The organism is Ornithinimicrobium cerasi (genome assembly GCF_003702705.1).
GTDB lineage: Bacteria > Actinomycetota > Actinomycetes > Actinomycetales > Dermatophilaceae > Ornithinicoccus > Ornithinicoccus cerasi.
Genome location: NZ_QZMN01000001.1, coordinates 353,570 through 369,631, shown reverse-complemented (window position 1 = coordinate 369,631; position 16,062 = coordinate 353,570). Strand labels below are relative to the sequence as shown.

The 16,062-nt window shown below is 74.8% G+C and carries 17 protein-coding genes; 8 read left to right on the top strand and 9 right to left on the bottom strand.

The genetic code is table 11. From position 1 onward, the window contains the following. Window positions 1-27 precede the first annotated feature (27 nt). The gene (gene msrB, locus D4B81_RS01740) at window positions 28-483 is read left to right on the top strand and encodes a peptide-methionine (R)-S-oxide reductase MsrB (RefSeq protein WP_122260786.1); all 456 of its coding nucleotides are present in this window, start codon (window positions 28-30) and stop codon (window positions 481-483) included. A 24-nt stretch (window positions 484-507) separates the two neighbouring features. Here the strand turns inward: msrB and hemQ are convergent, their stop codons facing one another. Together hemQ and hemG are read right to left on the bottom strand one after the other, a co-directional pair. Continuing rightward, window positions 508-1,215, bottom strand: a complete 708-nt coding sequence (gene hemQ / locus D4B81_RS01735) for a hydrogen peroxide-dependent heme synthase (protein WP_122260785.1) — start codon at window positions 1,213-1,215, stop codon at window positions 508-510. Then, window positions 1,212-2,645: a protoporphyrinogen oxidase gene (gene hemG, locus D4B81_RS01730; RefSeq protein ID WP_122260784.1), complete on the bottom strand. Its 1,434-nt coding sequence runs from the start codon at window positions 2,643-2,645 to the stop codon at window positions 1,212-1,214. The genes hemQ and hemG overlap by 4 nt, the downstream gene beginning before the upstream one ends. Window positions 2,646-2,916: 271 nt before the next feature. Between hemG and D4B81_RS01725 the strand changes: the two genes are divergently transcribed. Together D4B81_RS01725 and nadE are read left to right on the top strand one after the other, a co-directional pair. Next, a complete protein-coding gene (locus D4B81_RS01725) occupies window positions 2,917-3,864 on the top strand; it encodes a DUF4349 domain-containing protein (RefSeq protein ID WP_122260783.1) in 948 nt (315 codons plus the stop codon). Then, window positions 3,861-4,706: an ammonia-dependent NAD(+) synthetase gene (gene nadE / locus D4B81_RS01720; RefSeq protein WP_122260782.1), complete on the top strand. Its 846-nt coding sequence runs from the start codon at window positions 3,861-3,863 to the stop codon at window positions 4,704-4,706. The genes D4B81_RS01725 and nadE overlap by 4 nt, the downstream gene beginning before the upstream one ends. Before the next feature lie 60 nt (window positions 4,707-4,766). Here the strand turns inward: nadE and hemE are convergent, their stop codons facing one another. Then, entirely contained in the window at window positions 4,767-5,807 is a 1,041-nt protein-coding gene (hemE, locus tag D4B81_RS01715) for a uroporphyrinogen decarboxylase (protein WP_237565745.1), read from the bottom strand. Window positions 5,808-5,854: 47 nt separating this feature from the next. Between hemE and D4B81_RS01710 the strand changes: the two genes are divergently transcribed. The 4 genes from D4B81_RS01710 to D4B81_RS01695 are packed head-to-tail and all read left to right on the top strand — an operon-like array spanning window position 5,855 to window position 10,242. After that, entirely contained in the window at window positions 5,855-6,541 is a 687-nt protein-coding gene (locus tag D4B81_RS01710; RefSeq protein WP_272914049.1) for a DUF3000 domain-containing protein, read from the top strand. Further along, window positions 6,538-7,824: a ribonuclease D gene (locus tag D4B81_RS01705; RefSeq protein ID WP_122260780.1), complete on the top strand. Its 1,287-nt coding sequence runs from the start codon at window positions 6,538-6,540 to the stop codon at window positions 7,822-7,824. Before D4B81_RS01710 ends, D4B81_RS01705 begins: the two co-directional genes overlap by 4 nt. Window positions 7,825-7,880: 56 nt before the next feature. Beyond that, window positions 7,881-9,410, top strand: a complete 1,530-nt coding sequence (locus D4B81_RS01700; RefSeq protein WP_122260850.1) for a helix-turn-helix domain-containing protein — start codon at window positions 7,881-7,883, stop codon at window positions 9,408-9,410. A 37-nt stretch (window positions 9,411-9,447) separates the two neighbouring features. After that, the gene (locus D4B81_RS01695; protein ID WP_122260779.1) at window positions 9,448-10,242 is read left to right on the top strand and encodes a spermidine synthase; all 795 of its coding nucleotides are present in this window, start codon (window positions 9,448-9,450) and stop codon (window positions 10,240-10,242) included. 84 nt (window positions 10,243-10,326) lie between these two features. Here the strand turns inward: D4B81_RS01695 and D4B81_RS01690 are convergent, their stop codons facing one another. The 6 genes from D4B81_RS01690 to D4B81_RS01665 form a co-directional block, all read right to left on the bottom strand. Then, window positions 10,327-11,022: a DUF3618 domain-containing protein gene (locus D4B81_RS01690; protein WP_122260778.1), complete on the bottom strand. Its 696-nt coding sequence runs from the start codon at window positions 11,020-11,022 to the stop codon at window positions 10,327-10,329. Further along, on the bottom strand, window positions 11,019-11,528 hold the full coding sequence (locus tag D4B81_RS01685) for a phage holin family protein (protein WP_122260777.1): 510 nt from the start codon (window positions 11,526-11,528) through the stop codon (window positions 11,019-11,021). Before D4B81_RS01685 ends, D4B81_RS01690 begins: the two co-directional genes overlap by 4 nt. Further along, a complete protein-coding gene (locus D4B81_RS01680) occupies window positions 11,525-12,340 on the bottom strand; it encodes a hypothetical protein (RefSeq protein ID WP_122260776.1) in 816 nt (271 codons plus the stop codon). Before D4B81_RS01680 ends, D4B81_RS01685 begins: the two co-directional genes overlap by 4 nt. A 115-nt stretch (window positions 12,341-12,455) precedes the next feature. Then, on the bottom strand, window positions 12,456-13,679 hold the full coding sequence (locus D4B81_RS01675; RefSeq protein WP_161964954.1) for a lysophospholipid acyltransferase family protein: 1,224 nt from the start codon (window positions 13,677-13,679) through the stop codon (window positions 12,456-12,458). A gap of 5 nt (window positions 13,680-13,684) precedes the next feature. Further along, on the bottom strand, window positions 13,685-14,596 hold the full coding sequence (locus D4B81_RS01670; protein WP_237565744.1) for a phosphatidate cytidylyltransferase: 912 nt from the start codon (window positions 14,594-14,596) through the stop codon (window positions 13,685-13,687). Further along, the gene (locus D4B81_RS01665) at window positions 14,593-15,177 is read right to left on the bottom strand and encodes a CDP-alcohol phosphatidyltransferase family protein (RefSeq protein ID WP_122260774.1); all 585 of its coding nucleotides are present in this window, start codon (window positions 15,175-15,177) and stop codon (window positions 14,593-14,595) included. Before D4B81_RS01665 ends, D4B81_RS01670 begins: the two co-directional genes overlap by 4 nt. Before the next feature lie 93 nt (window positions 15,178-15,270). On the opposite strand from D4B81_RS01665, the gene D4B81_RS01660 reads away from it, so the two are divergent. Beyond that, on the top strand, window positions 15,271-16,053 hold the full coding sequence (locus D4B81_RS01660) for a glycerophosphodiester phosphodiesterase family protein (protein ID WP_122260773.1): 783 nt from the start codon (window positions 15,271-15,273) through the stop codon (window positions 16,051-16,053). Window positions 16,054-16,062 lie beyond the last annotated feature (9 nt).

Genomic DNA, 16,062 nt, shown 5'->3' with positions numbered 1-16,062 from the left:
CCAGGCCCGCGTCGTAGGCTGGTCGTCATGACCACCCACCACAGCACCCCCGCGACCGACGCCGCCCGGGGCGGCACGGACCTCCCCGTCGCCCGGACCGAGCAGGAGTGGCGCGAGCAGCTCACCCCGGCCGAGTACCACGTGCTGCGCGAGGCCGGGACGGAGCGCCCCTTCACCGGCGAGTACAACGAGACGACGACGGAGGGCGTCTACGCCTGCCGGGCGTGCGGGGCCGAGCTCTTCCGCTCCGAGACCAAGTTCGACAGCCACTGCGGCTGGCCCAGCTTCTACGCCCCGCTGGCCGAGGACCGGGTCCGCTACATCGAGGACGCCTCCCTGGGACGGACCCGCACCGAGGTGCGCTGCGGCACCTGCGGCTCGCACCTGGGGCACGTCTTCGAGGGTGAGGGCTACGCCACCCCGACCGACCAGCGCTACTGCATGAACAGCATCGCGATGACCCTGGTGCCCAAGGACGGCTGACCTGGGCTGAGCGGTCGCGCCCCGCTACGGCAGCCGCGTCACCAGGTCCTCCACCTCGACGAGGGGGCCGGTGAAGAACGGGATCTCCTCCCGGACGTGCCGCCGGGCGTCGACGGCCCGCAGCTCGCGCATCAGGTCGACGATGCGGTGCAGCTCGTCGGCCTCGAAGGCCAGCAGCCACTCGTAGTCGCCGAGCGCGAACGAGGAGATCGTGTTGGCGAGAACGTCCTTGAAGTCACGGGCCGCCTCACCGTGCTCGCGCAGCATGCGACCACGCTCGGCGGCGTCCAGCAGGTACCACTCGTAGGAGCGCACGAACGGGTAGACGCACACGTAGCGCCGAGGTGCCTCGCCGGAGAGGAACGCGGGGACGTGGCCCCGGTTGAACTCCGCCGGGCGGTGCAGCCCGACGTTGGACCACACCGGCTCCAGGTGGCGGCCCAGCTCCGTGCGGCGGAACCGCTGGTAGGCCGCCTGGACGAGCTCGACGTCGGCGGCGTGCCACCAGATCATCAGGTCGGCGTCGGCGCGCAGTCCCGAGACGTCGTACATCCCCCGGACCACGAGCCCCTGACCCTCCAGCTCCGCCAGCACCTCGCGCACCTCGGCGGCCAGCGGGCCGCGGTCCCTCGGCAGCGGGGCCGCGGACCGGAAGACGGAGTAGGCGGCGTAGCGGATCGCCGCGTTGATCTGCTCGGCCTGGTCCGGCGTCGGGGAGGTGTAGTCGCTCATGACCCCATTGTCCCGGCCGGACCGAACAGCTCCGCGACCGCCCCGCGCGCCGACGCCACGCAGGCGGGGATCCCGACGCCGTCGTAGGCCGCGCCGCACGCGGTCAGGCCGTCCACACCCGCCAGCGCCTCGCGGACCGCCGCGACCCGGTCGAGGTGTCCCACGGCATACTGCGGCAGTCCCCCGCCCCACCGCTGCACGTGGGTGTCCACAGGCTCCGGGAGGTCGCGGCCCAGCGCCTCCGCGAGGTCGCCGAGGCAGGCGCGGACCAGCTCGGCGTCGCTCACCTGCAGGGCCGCCTCCTCGCGGTGCCGTCCGACCGACGCGCGCAGCAGCGTCAGGTCACCGCCTCCCGGGGCACGGCCTCGACCGGACTCCCGGACCCAGTCCCACTTCGAGGCGCTGAAGGTCGACGCCTTCACGGTCCGGCCGTCGACCGGGGGGACGAGGAACCCGGACCCGGTCAGCGCCCCCATCCCCGAAGAGGGGAACGCCAGGGTCACCACGGCCATCGACGCGCTCTCCACCGTGCCCAGGAGCCGCGCCGCGACGGGGGCGAGGTCCCGGAGGAGGCGGGCGGCGGGCGCGGCGGGCACCGCGAGCACGACCCTGTCCGCGCGGTATGCCGTCGGCGCCGGCCGCGGGCCGGTCACCGCCTCGAACCCGCCCCCGGGCAGCTGGCCCAGCTCGCGGACGACCGTGCCGGTCAGGACCCTCGCCCCCCGCTCCTCCAGGCGGGCCGCGAGCGCCGCCGGCAGACGGTGCAACCCGCCGCGGACGGTCGCGAAGACCGGCGTGCCGGCCCGGGACTGAGTCCCCGCCGACGGGGACGGCACCAGCCGGGCGACCGCCTCGAGCAGGGAGCCCCCGCAGCGGGCCGCCTCGAACAGCTGCGGGAGCGCCGCCCTGGCGGAGAGCAGGTCGGCGTGCCCGGCGTAGACACCCCCGAGCAGCGGCTCGACCAGGCGCTCGGTGACGGCCCGGCCCAGGCGGCCCGTCACCAGGTCGGCGACCGAGACGTCCGCCTCGTCCGTGGCACCGACCCGCTCGTCGCCGGCGCGACGCACCTCCTCGTCGGTGAGAAGACCGCGCAGGGTCTCCGGGTCGGCCGGCACACCCATGAAGGTCCGGGCCGGCAACCTGTGCAGCCGTCCGCGCGACCACACCTGGGCGGGGGCACCCGTGGGGTGGACCACCTCGTCCCCCAGCCCGGCGCGGTGCATGAGGTCGACGGCCTCGGGGCGGCGGGCCAGCACGGCCTCGGCGCCCACGTCCACCGTGCAGCCCGCGACCTGCGCCTTGCTGATCTTGCCGCCCACCCTGTCCCCCGCCTCCAGCAACGTGACGGAGGCGACGGGGTCGAGGTCGAGGATGGCGTCGACCGCGGCGAGACCGGCGATCCCGCCGCCGAGGACCAGGTAGGACGGCATGGCGCCACCCTCTCACCCGGGTCGGTGCCCTGCCCCGACCGGGAGCGTCTCGTGCCTGCCGTCCGGGCCGATGCCCGTGCGCCTGTGTACCTGTGCCCCTGTGCCCCCGTGCCCCCGTGCCCCCGTGCCCCCGTGCCCCCGTGCCCCCGTGCCCCCGTGCCCCCGTGCCCCCGTGCCAAGGATCGTGACGCAGCCGTGACCGGGTCGCGGGAACGGCCCGCCCGGGGGCGGCGTCGCACGGGCGTCCACGCACGCACAGAAGGAGACGACGATGTCCACGAGGTTGTTGGTGGTGCTGGGAATGCTGCTCATGCTCCTGGGCGGGTGCTCGGCCGTCGGCGTGCGGTCCGGCGCCGACACCGCGGCGGAGCCCGCCTCCGGTGACGCCGGGACCGTGGGGGCGTTCTCCGAGGGTGCCGCGGACGACGACGGCGGTGCCGCGGGTTCGGACGGCGGCACCTCGGGTGCCGAGGAGGCCTCCCTCGACGTCGTCCCGGTCGCCGCGACGGACGCCGACGGGGCCATGATGGTGCGCCGGGTGACGCTGGAGGTGCTCGTCGAGGACGTCGCGGCGGCGGCCTCCCAGGCTCGGGCCGCGGCGACCACGGCCGGGGGCTGGGTCTCCTCCGAGGAGGTCTCCCCCGGCGACGAGGAGCGCACGGGCTGGGCGACGCTCGTCCTGCGGGTCCCCTCCGAGAGCCTCGACGCCGTGGTGGTCACCCTCGGCGAGCTCGGGGAGGTGACGGCGAGCCGGAGCCAGGCGGAGGACGTCGCCGCGGAGTACCGGGACGTCGAGGCCCGGGTGGCGACCCTCGAGGCGGGGGCGGACCGGCTCCGTGACCTGGTGGGCCAGGCGACCAGCGTGGAGTCGATCGCCGGCCTCGAGCGCGAGCTGGCCGACCGCGAGGCCGAGCTCGACGCGCTCAAGGCCCGGATGCAGGTCATGGCCCAGGACGTCAGCCGGTCGACCGTCACGCTGCACCTGGCCGAGGACCGGCAGACGCTGGCGGAGACCGTGCCGGACACCGGGCTGCTCGCCGGGCTGCGGGCCGGGTGGGAGGCGTTCGGGAGGTCGCTCACGGTCCTCCTCACCGCCACGGGGGCCCTGCTGCCGTTCCTCGCGGTGGCCGCCCTGGTCGCCGTCCCCCTCGTGCTGGTGCGCCGTCGACGCCGGCGCGGGGTGTCGGTGCCCACCGCCCCGGATAGCATCCAGGCGTGACCGACACCCAGCAGCAGCAGGAGATCAGGACGGCGCTCGAGGTGATCGACCCGGCGACCTTCGACCCGGCCGCCGAGGCCGAGCGGCGCATCGGGTTCCTGGTCCGCTACCTCCAGGAGTCCGGCCTGCGCGGCTACGCCCTGGGCATCAGCGGCGGCGTGGACAGCACGGTGGCCGGGCGGCTGGCGCAGGTCGCCTGCGAGCGCGTGCGGCTCGCGGGCGGTGACGCCCGGTTCGTCGCGGTGCGCCTGCCCTACCACGAGCAGAGGGACGAGGCCGACGCGCAGCGCGCCCTGGGGTTCATCCGTGCCGACGAGGTGCTGACCGTCGACATCGGGCCCGGCGTGGACGCCCAGTGGGAACAGCTGCTGGCCTCCGGCATGGTCGTCGGTGACGACGTGGACGACTACCACAAGGGCAACGTCAAGGCGCGCCACCGGATGGTCGCGCAGTTCGCGATCGCCGGGGTGCGCGGCCTGGCCGTGCTGGGCACCGACCAGGCCGCCGAGGCGGTCGTCGGCTTCTTCACGAAGTTCGGCGACGGGGCCGCCGACCTGACGCCGCTGTTCGGGCTGCCCAAGCGTCGGGTGCGGGAGATCGCGCGGCACCTGGACGCCCCGCAGGTGCTGGTCGACAAGGTCCCCACGGCCGACCTGGAGAGCGACAAGCCGCTGCTCGCCGACGAGGTGGCGCTGGGCGTGCGCTACGAGGCCGTCGACGACTACCTCGAGGGCCTGCCCGTCCCGGCGGAGGACGAGGCGACGATCCTGCGGTGGTACCGCCGCACCGGGCACAAGAGGGCGCTCCCCGTCACCCCGGACGGGTTCCTCGGTGACCGCTGACGGGTGACCCTCGACCGCTCACCCCGTCGAGCACCTGCGAGGGTGGGCCCGGGTCCGCCGTCAGCGCACGGAGACCTCGTGGACCAGCTCGACCACCCGGGTGAGCACGTCGGGGTCGGTGGTCGGCAGCACGCCGTGCCCGAGGTTGAAGATGTGCCCCGGTGCCGCGCGGCCCTCCTCCACGATCTCGCGGACGCGCCTCTCCAACGGCTCCCACGGGGCGAAGAGCAGCGCGGGGTCGAGGTTGCCCTGCACGGCATACCTCCCGCCGGTGCGCTCCACCGCGTCCGCGAGGCTGACGCGGTAGTCGACGCCGATGACGTCGGCGCCCGCGTCCGCCATCGGCGCCAGCAGCTCGCCCGTGCCGACGCCGAAGTGGATCCGCGGGACCTCGGGGTGGCTCTGCGCCATCCCGGCGAGGACCGCGCGGCTGTGCGGCTCGACGTGCCGCAGGTAGTCGGCGCGCGACAGGTGTCCCGCCCAGGAGTCGAAGAGCTGGACCGCGCTCGCACCGTGGTCGGCCTGGACGCGGAGGAAGGCCAGCGAGATCTGCGCGAGACGCGCGCACAGGTCGTCCCAGAGCTGCGGGTCCCCGTGCATGAGCGCCTTGGTGCGCTCGTGGTTCTTCGACGGCCCACCCTCCACGAGGTATGACGCGAGCGTGAACGGGGCGCCGGCGAAACCGATGAGGGGGGTGGCGCCCAGCTCGGCGACGAGCAGCCGAACCGACTCGGCGATGTCCGGGACCGCCTCCGGGGCGAGCTCGGGGAGCCGGTCGAGGTCGGAGCGGGCGCGCACGGGCTCGGCCACCACCGGCCCGACGCCGGCGACGATGTCCAGGTCGAGGCCCACCGCCATCAGCGGCACGACGATGTCGCTGAAGAGGATCGCCGCGTCGACCCCGTGCCGGCGCACCGGCTGCAGCGTGATCTCGGCGACCAGCTCCGGCGTGCGGCAGGACTCCAGCATGCCGACGTCCTGCCGGATCGCGCGGTACTCCGGCAGCGAGCGCCCGGCCTGCCGCATGAACCACACCGGGGTGTGCGGGACGTCCTGGCGGCGGGCAGCGCGGACGAGGGGGCTGTCGACGGGGGAGGTCACGGGGCCCAGTCTCCCACGGGGCCCGCGCCGCCCCCGGGGGTCCGGGCGTGGCGGTGCTGGCCCGCACGGTGCGCTCGGCCTACTGTGGTGACGTGGTGAGCCGGATCTCAGGGACCCGCTCGCGCCCCCGGGCCGCGGGCGGTCCCGCGACGTCCGAGAGCAGCGTCTTCACCCGGGCGATCTCCGGGCTGCGCGAGGTCGGCGTGCGCGCCGAGCTGCTGCTCGAGGAGGTCCCGGCACCGACCAGGCTGGCCCCGCACGCCGTCGCCCTCTCCGGGGAGGTCGTCCCCTCCCACCTCGAGGACGACGAGGCGATCGCGACCGGCCGCTTCGTGCTCCTGCACGACCCTGCCGAGCCCGAGCCGTGGGAGGGTGCCTGGCGGGTGGTCAGCTACGCCAAGGCGCAGATGGAGCCCGAGGTCGGTCACGACCCGCTCGCCGGCCAGGCCGGGTGGTCCTGGCTCACCGACGCCCTCGACTCCGCCGAGCTCGGCTGGGCCGCCGCGGCGGGCACCGTGACCTGCGTGACGTCCGAGAGCTTCGGTGCCCTCGTCGACCGTCCGCCGAGCGTCGAGCTCGAGATCCGCGCCTCGTGGACGCCGGTCCTGACCCCCGGGCGCGAAGACGTGGAGCTCGCCGCGCACCTGGGCGCCTGGGGTGACCTGCTCTGCACGCTCGCCGGCCTCCCGCCGCTGCCCGAGGGCGTGGTCGCCCTCTCCGGTACCCGCCGGTGACGGCCGGCCGCCAGGGCGCCGCCGACACGGACCGGACCGGCTCGGACACGGACGTCGAGACCGACTTCCACGCCCTGGACGAGCCCTCGGACGGGGTCCCCGACGTCGTCGACACCCCCGAGGGCCTGGCCCGCGCAGTCGGGTCGCTGACCGCGGGGACCGGGCCGGTCGCGGTCGACGCCGAACGGGCCTCCGGCTACCGGTACGGGCAGAAGGCCTACCTCGTCCAGGTGCGGCGGGAGGGGTCCGGGACGTGGCTCGTCGACCCGGTTCCGCTCCCCGACCTGGCGCCGCTCGCGGCCGTGCTCAGCGGTCCCGAATGGGTCCTGCACGCCGCGAGCCAGGACATCCCCTGCCTCGACGAGCTCGGGCTGCGCCCCGCCGAGCTGTTCGACACCGAGCTGGGGGCCCGCCTGGCCGGCCTGCCACGGGTCGGCCTCTCGGCCTCCCTGGAGTACTACCTCGGGGTGACCCTCGCCAAGGAGCACTCCGCCGTCGACTGGTCGACCCGGCCGTTGCCGGAGCCCTGGCTGCGCTACGCCGCGCTCGACGTCGAGCTGCTCGTGCAGCTGCGGGACCGTATGGAGCGCGACCTCGAGGAGCAGGGCAAGCTCGGCTGGGCACGGCAGGAGTTCGCGGCGCTGTGCGAGTTCGTCCCGCAGCGGGACCGCGACCCGGAGCCCTGGCGCCGCACGACCGGGACCCAGCGGCTGCGCAACCGGCGCAACACCGCGGCGCTGCGAGAGCTGTGGCTGGCCCGCGACCAGATCGCCCGGGACCGGGACGTCGCGCCGGGCAGGGTGCTGCCGGACGGCACGCTGGTGGACCTCGCGACCCGGCTCCCCAGGCACGCCTCGGCACTCGCCTCGGACAAGCCGGAGCGCTCCCACTCCAGGCAGCGCCGGGCCGAGCAGGGCATCCTGCGCTACCAGCGCACCTGGCTGGCCGCGATCCGTCGGGCGGTCGAGCTGCCCGAGGAGGAGCTCCCCGCGCCCCCGGCGCGCGGCGACGGCCCTCCCCCGGTCCGGGCCTGGGCCGACCGCGACCCCGAGGCGGCCGAACGTCTCACCGTCGCGCGGGCGGCGCTCGCGCGGCTCTCCGAGGAGGTCGACGTCCCCGTCGAGAACCTCATGACCCCCGACACGTTCAGGCGGGTGCTGTGGCGCCCGCCCACTCCTCCGACCGCCGGCAGCATCGAGGACGCCCTGGCCGAGCTCGGCGCCCGACCGTGGCAGCGCGAGCTGGTCGGTCCCGTGCTGCTCGCCGCGATCCGCCCGGCGTGATCGGTCTCCGCCCGACCATCATTCTTATCTCATATATGTGATCTACAGTGGGGCGCATGACTGAGAGCTACCTGTCCCGCATCGGTGGTCTGATCCGCGACGCCCGGCGGCACAAGGAGCTCACCCAGGCCGAGCTCGCCGTGCTGCTCGGTACCAGCCAGAGCGCGGTGGCCCGCATCGAGCAGGGCAAGCAGAACCTCTCCCTGGAGATGATCGCCCGCATCGGGGAGAAGCTCGACTCCGAGATCGTCCAGGTCAGCTCGGGCGTCCCCCAGAACCTGCGCATCGAGGGCGGGGTCAAGCTCTCCGGCGAGATCGACGTGCGGACCTCCAAGAACGCCGCGGTCGCGCTGCTGTGCGCGTCACTCCTGAACAAGGGCCGGACGACCCTGCGCAACCTGGCGCGGATCGAGGAGGTCAACCGGATCACCGAGGTGCTGACCTCCATCGGCTTCAAGATCCGTTGGCTCCCGGACTCCTCCGACCTGGAGATCATGCCGCCGGAGCGGATCGACCTCGGGGCGATGGACGAGACCGCAGCACGCCGCACCCGCACGATCATCATGTTCCTCGGCCCGCTCATGCACGAGTTCGAGACCTTCGAGCTGCCCTACGCGGGCGGGTGCGACCTCGGCACGCGGACCGTCGAGCCGCACATGATCGCCCTGCGCCACTTCGGTATGGACGTGACGGCCACGACCGGCACCTACCACGTCAGCGTCGACACGGCCCAGTGGCCGACCCGGCCCATCGTGCTCACCGAGCGGGGCGACACGGTGACCGAGAACGTCCTGCTGGCCGCCGCCCGCCACCCCGGCACCACGGTGATCCGCAACGCCTCGTCCAACTACATGGTGCAGGACCTGTGCGTCTTCCTGCAGCAGCTCGGGGTGCGGATCGAGGGTCTGGGCACCACGACGCTCACCGTCACCGGCGTCGAGCAGATCGACCAGGACATCGAGTACTCCCCCTCCGAGGACCCCATCGAGGCGATGAGCCTGCTGGCCGCCGCGGTGGTCACCGGCAGCGAGATCACCATCCAGCGGGTGCCGATCGAGTTCATGGAGATCGAGCTGGCGGTGCTGGACACGATGGGCTTCCAGTGCGAGCTGAGCCCGGAGTACACCTCCGCCAACGGGCACACCCGGCTCGTCGACCTGCGCACGATCCCGGGGCCGCTCAAGGCGCCGCTGGACAAGATCCACCCGCTGCCCTTCCCCGGCCTCAACATCGACAACCTGCCGTTCTTCGCGATCATCGCGGCCTGCGCCCAGGGCTCGACGCTCATCCACGACTGGGTCTACGAGAACCGCGCCATCTACCTCACCGAGCTCACCACCCTCGGCGCCAAGGTCCACCTCATGGACCCGCACCGGGTGATGATCGAGGGTCCCACCAAGTGGCGGGCCGGCGAGATCATGTGCCCACCGGCGCTGCGCCCGGGCGTGGTCATCCTGCTGGCCATGCTCGCCGCCCCCGGCTCCTCGGTCCTGCGCAACGTCTACGTCATCAACCGGGGCTACGAGGAGCTGGCCACGCGGCTCAACGCCCTCGGCGCCCGGATCCAGACCTTCCGGGACATCTGAGCCGGGCGGACCGCGGGCGGGCGCGACGGCATACCGGATGGGCATCGTCTGGGACGAGCGCGGCGGCGCGACGGTCGAGCGCGACGGCTACCCGCAGTCCTACGTCGACCCCGACGACCCGCTGCTGCTGGTCTTCGAGTACGTCCAGCAGCTGGCCCTGGTGCTGGAGGCGCTGCGCCCCGACCCGGCACCGCTCGCGGTCACGCACGTGGGCGGGGCGGGTATGACGCTCGCCCGGTGGGTGCACCGGGTGCACCCCGGCTCGCCGCAGATCGTGCTGGAGCCCGACGCCCCGCTGACCGAGCTCGTGCGGCGCGAGCTGCCGCTGCCGAGGGGCCACCGCATCCGGGTGCGGCCCGTCACCGGTCAGGAGGGCGTGGCCGCCCTCCGGACGGCGTCCGCGGACGTCGTGGTCGTCGACGCGTTCGACGAGGGACGGGTCCCGGGCGACCTGGCCGGCGCGGCCTGGGTCCGGGAGCTGGACCGGGTCCTCGCACCGGACGGTCTCCTGCTGCTCAACACCGCGGACGAGCCGGGGCTGCGCTGGGTCGCCCGGCTGTGCGCGACGCTGCGACAGCGTTTCGCGCACGTCGGGCAGATGGTGCTCCGCGAGGTCGCGAGCGGGAGACGCTTCGGCAACGTGGTCGTCGTGGCCTCCCACGACCCCCTCGACGACGTCAGCCTGCGCCGGGTGGCCGCACGCGCGAACTTCCCCAGCGCGTGGCGGGCGGGCGGGGAGGTCGACCGGCTCGTCGCGGGGGTGCGGCCCTTCGGCGAGACGGGTGAGGCCTCACCCGTCCCTCCCGACACCGGCGCGCTGCGGCTGCGGTGACGGCGCGGCCCCGCCCACCGGTGAGGTGGACGGGGCCGGACCGCTCGGGTGAGGGTCACCCGGCGTCGCCAGGGGACGTGCTGGTCAGAGGCTGCCGCCCTGCTCGCGGTACCCCTGCACGGTGTCCTTGGACTCCTGGGCACTGCTCTTCACGTCCGGGGCGGTCGAGGCCGCGTCCTCCTTGACGTGCTCGGCGCCCTCGGCCGCGCTCGTCCTGACCTTGTCCATGGCCTCCTGGGCCTGGGGCTTGATCTCCTCGACGACGTTCTTGGCCGCGGCGCTGACCTCCTCGGCCAGGCCGCTGTCGCGGACCTGCTCCTTCGCCGCGACGGCCAGCTCGCGCTCCTTCTCCGACCCGGGCAGGAGGGAGCCGAGCAGCCACCCTGCGCCGAGGGCGACGAGCCCGGCGGCGAGCGGGTTGCCGCGCGCCTGCTGCTTCACCGCGGAGGGGGTGGAGGCGACGGCGTCGCGGGCGGAGCCGGCGACGTCACCGACCTTCGAGCCCACGGCGGAGGCCGCCTCGGACGTGCGGCCCGTCAGGCCCGGCTCCGTGTCGTACGGGTCGCTGCTGCCCATGACCTTCTCCTTCAACGAGTGGCCGGCGCCGCGGACGGAGTCGCCGACCTTCTCGGCCTGGCGGCGTGCGATGTTGCCGGGGCTGGCGGCCTCGCCGAGGGCGTCGACGTTGCGGCTGAGGTCCGAGCGGGTCTGCTCGATCTGCCGCCGCAGGACCTCGGGGTCGTCGCTGGTGGTGGTGGGGTCGGTGGGGTAGGTGCTCATCGGTGGTCCTCGTTTCCCTTGAGTGCGTCAGGAACCTTCTTGGCGGTGTCGACGGTGTACGGCATGCCCCGTACCTTCTGCAGCTGGCTGCGACCCATCACGCCCAGGACCGCAGCGACGACGGCCCAGATCAGAGCGACGACGACGGCTGCCCAGCCCAGGTTGTCCAGGGCGTCACCGAGGGCCCACCACAGGGCGACCGACAGGAACAGCAGCGTGAAGTAGCCGGCCAGCGCAGCGCCGCTGAGCAGGCCCGCGCCCTTGCCCGCCTGGGTCGCGGACTGCTTGGCCTCGGCCTTGGCCAGCGCCACCTCCTGGCGCATCAGCGTCGACAGGTCGCGGGTGACGTCGCCGACGAGCGCGCCGACGGAATCGACCTCACCGCGGTCGTACGAGCGGTGGGCGCCGTCGATCTGCTCGGCGGGCCGGACCTCGCCCGGCGCCGCGGGTTCGCGCACGTGCGGGTCCGGGACCCGGGAGGCTCCTCCGGTGGTCGGCAGGGTCACCGGCGGTCACCGCCGTCGTCGAGCAGGCCGGCGTCGGCGGTGGCGGGGTAGACCTCGCCCCGCTCGCCGTCGAGCCCCTCGCCGTCGAGGGCGCGGATGTCGTCGTCGTACATGGCGTCCGTGGACCCGGGCATCCCGACGGGCTGGTCGTAGCCAGGGGTCGCGACCGCCGCGCCGGCGGAGGTGTAGGTGGTCGCCGCCGGACCGGGACGGCCGCCGTAGCCCTCACCGCCGAACGGGGTCGTCGTGCCCGTGGTCGCCGTGCCGCCGTAGGCGGGGACCGGCGCTCCCAGCGGGGAGCGCGCGTCCTCCGCGGAGGCCTCGTCGCGCAGTCCACGGGTGAGGCGCCCGCCGACGAGCCCGATGGCCGCGCACGCGGCCAGGAAGGTCCCCGGGTTGCGTCGGGCGTAACGGCGGACCTCGTCGAGCAGGTCGGCCGGCTCGCGCTGCTCGATCCAGCCGGCGATGCCGTCCAGCCGCTCGGCCGCCTGGCGGGCCAGGCTGGTGGCCAGGCTGGAGCTCTCGGCCCCGTCGGCCATCTGGGTCAGCTCGCCGGCCAGACCGTGCAGCCCGCCCGCCGCGCGCCGCTGCTGGTCGCTCGCCTGGGAGCCGACGTCCTGCCGCACCTGCTGGTAGAGGGACGAGATCTGGTCGCGGGCCTCGCCGGCGACGTTCTGGACCTCGGCCCCGGCCGTCTGGGCCACGGAGCGTGCCCCCTCCTTGGCGTCCGAGGCGACGCCTGCGGTCTCCTCCATCGCCACGTCGCGGGTGCTCAGGTTGGTGCCGTGCTGGTCGAAAGACTGGTCGCTCATGTGCTCCTCCTTCTGTCGTGGACCACGTGTCCACCTTCCTCCACCGTAGGAGGGGACGGCGCGGGGCGCCGGGTGAAGCGGCAGGGCCACCCCTAGGGGTGGGGCGCGGACGGGGTCAGCGCCAACGACGCACGACGCGGTGCAGGCCCTCGGCGAACACGGCCGAGCCCAGGACGAGGAACTCGGGGTAGCGCCGACGCAGCAGCGGGTGGGCCCACCGTCCCGCCACGAGCACGACGCCCGTGGCCAGCGCCATCCGCGTCGGCCTGGCCAGCGCCACGGCGCCGGCGAGGCGGTGCAGGGCGAGGTCCGACTCCCCCGCCGCGCGGGCGTAGACCTTGACCGGGATCCCGTTGCGGAGCTGGCGCCAGATCCCCGGAGCCCCGTCGGAGCGGAGGTGGTCCCGGGCCGCCGTGCGCATGGCCGGCGTGGTCAGGGGTGCCGGCAGGCGGACGCCTCGTCGGGCCAGGGCGGCGTGGACGAGGACCCCGGCCACCGAGCCGGCCGCCACGGACGCCCCGACGCGGCCGGCGCGGTGCGGCTGCGGCGCTCCGACCGCCACCACGTAGACCTCGGCCATGACCGGCCAGGACAGCGCCTCGGCGAACCCCCAGAGCAGACCTGCGGTCATCAGCTGCACGTCGCTGCGGCGCTCCAGCCAGCTGTAGAGCCTCGAGTCCGGCCAGGGGACGGCGCTGCTGTCGTCGCGCAGCGCCTGGACCGCGGCCCGCACCACCTCCGGGCTGGTGTCCCGGCAGACCACCCCCGGCAGGGGGTCGCCGAAGCGCAGCACCACCCCGGTGGGCCGGAGCCGCCCGTGCTTGGGCAGCACCTCCCCGGTGCCGCTGATCCCCACGGGCACGAGGGGGACGTCCAGGTCGGCGGCGAGGCGGAGCGCTCCGGAGCGGAACGGGCCGACCGGCTCCCCCGGTGCACCGCGGGTGCCCTCGGGGTAGATGACGAGGGCCCGGCCCTCGGCGAGCACGGGGGCGGCGGCGTCCCGCAGGGTCTCGTAGGCGTCACCCGTGCGGGCCACCGGGAGCGCCCCGACCAGGCCGGAGACGAGAGCGCGGCGCCAGGGTCGGGCGAACCAGTAGTCCGCGGCGGCCACGAAGGTCGGCCGACGGTCGGGCGGGACCGCCGTGAGCAGTGCGGCGGTGTCGGCGTGGGAGGTGTGGTTGGCCACCAGCACCATGGACCCGGAGGGCACCCGGCCGCCGATGCGCACCCCGCCGACCAGCGTCGACATCGCCCGCCAGAGCACGTGCCTGGCCCGGGCGCCCCAGGTCGCCCGGGCGGGCGGCCGGGTGGTGCGGTCCGAGCTGGAGGTGCTGCCCATGACGGTCATCCCAGCACAGCCGCCAGCGGCAGCACGATCAGGAGGGAGTCGACACGGTCCAGGAGCCCCCCGAAGCCGGGCAGCCACCGGCCGGCGTCCTTGACCCCCGCCCGGCGCTTGACCATCGACTCGAGGAGGTCACCGAGCACCCCGCCGGCCGCCACGGCCACGACCATGCCCGCGCTGAGGTGACCGAGGACGAGCAGCACGATCACGGCGCCGACCACCGCCCCGACCAGTCCCCCGACGGTCTTGTTCGGCGACAGGGGCGAGAGCGGGGTCCGGGCCCACCGGAGGCGGCGCAGGGTGCGGCCCCCCACGTAGGCCGCCACGTCGGCGGCGGCGGCGGCGAAGACGACCGCGAAGGCGTCCTCCCACAGGACCACGAGGTGGGCCAGCGACCAGCACACCCACACGGAGGCGAACGCGGTCAGGGCGGAACGTTCCACCCCCGTCGCGGCGTCGCCCCGCACGATGGCCGGCACCGCGCAGCCGAGGGCGACGACGGGGGCGAGCAGCAGCAGGTCCGGCGCCCGCCACGCGGCGAGCGGGTAGGCGACGGCCAGGACGAGCAGGATCGTCGTCTCGGCCCGGGGCAGGCCGACCAGGCGGGCGAGCTCGACGACCGCCACCACGGCCAGGACGGCGGCGAGGAGGGCGGTGCTGCCGCGACCCAGCCAGATGGGCAGGCCCACGACGGGGGCGATGAGGACCCAGGTGGTCCACCGCGCCCGCAGCTCCGGCTGCCGCAGGACCGCCACCGCCAGTCCGCCGACCATGAGGACGGCGAGGGTCAGGTAGAGGTTGAACACGCCCTGGCCGGTGACCTCCCCGAACCACGGGAGGTCCACCGGCAGCGTGAGCACGCGGTCGTGGTGCAGCAGGGTGTCCCACCACAGCCCCGGGTCGACGGTCACGGCCGGAGCTCGCCACGGGCGGTGCGCAGCCGCAGGACGGCGGTGGCCAGCGAGCCGACGACGACCAGGATGCTGATGCCGACCAGCCAGGACGGCACGGCACAGCCGAGGACCGCCAGGGCGCACCTCTCGGTCTTGCCCAGCGGCCCGCCGTTGACGCGGCTCCCCCCTGCTCCGGCGGCCGAGAGGGAGGCGAACGTCGGCAGCGTCGCGGCGACGCTGGCGACCAGCACGGCGACGAGGGCGGCGGTCGAGTGCTGTGCCGCCCACCACGCCAGGCCGGCCCACATCAGCAGATCGCCCGCCCGGTCGCCCAGCTCGTTGAGGACGAAGCCCCACGGGCGGGAGACCCCGCGGGCGCGGGCGACGGCCCCGTCCAGGTTGGCGCCCGCGAGACGCAGGGCGAGCAGCGGGAGGGCCGCCCACCACCAGCCGACGGCCAGGGCCCCGCCGGCCACGGCCGCGGCGAGGACGCCGGCCAGGGTGAAGACGTCGGGCGAGAGGCCACGCCGCTCGGCCGCCGCCACGGCTCGGCCGAGACGGCGGGTGTACCACGGTTTGAGCGCGTAGAGCCCCTGCACAGGGCGCCAGTGTGGCAGAACGCACCCCCGTCCCCGGGCCCGCGGCGGTCGTGTCGCGGCCGGTCGGTCGGGGCGGCACCGTACGGTGGGGACGTGCGCACGGCATACCTCGACCACCCGGGACCCGTCCCGATGGCCCACCGGGGCTTCTCCCTCGAGGGCCTGGAGAACACCATGGTCGCGTTCGAGGGGGCGGTGGAGCTGGGGTACCGCTACGTCGAGACCGACGTGCACGCCACCCGCGACGGGGTCGTCGTCGCCTTCCACGACCACAGCCTCGACCGGTTGACGGACCGGGTGGGGCGGATCCCCGACCTGTCCTGGCGGGAGGTGTCGCGGGCCCGGATCGGCGCTCGCCCACAGCCGGTGCCGCAGCTCGAGGAGCTGCTGGGCGCCTGGCCCGACCTGCGGGTCAACATCGACATCAAGAGCCCGGGCGCGATCCTGCCGCTGGCCCGGGTCATCGAGCGCACGCGCGCGCACGACCGGGTGTGCATCGCCTCCTTCTCCGACCAGCGCCGGCGCGAGGGTCTGATGCGGCTGACCCGCCCCGTGGTGACGTCGGCCGGTCAGACCACGGCGGCGCGGTTCCGGGCGGCGGCCGCCCTCCCCCCGCTCGTGCGGACGCCGGTGGTGGCCAGGGTGCTGGCGGGGGTCGACGGGCTGCAGGTGCCGGTGCGTCGCTCGGGTGTCGAGGTGGTGACCCCGACGACGGTCGAGGCGGCGCAGGAGGTGGGGGCGTTCGTGCACGTGTGGACGGTCAACGAGGTCCCCGAGATGGTGCGGCTGCTCGACCTGGGCGTCGACGGGATCGTCACCGACCGGGCGGACCTCCTCAAGGAGGTGCTCCAGGCGCGGGGCGAGTGGGTGGGCTGACCGGCCCGC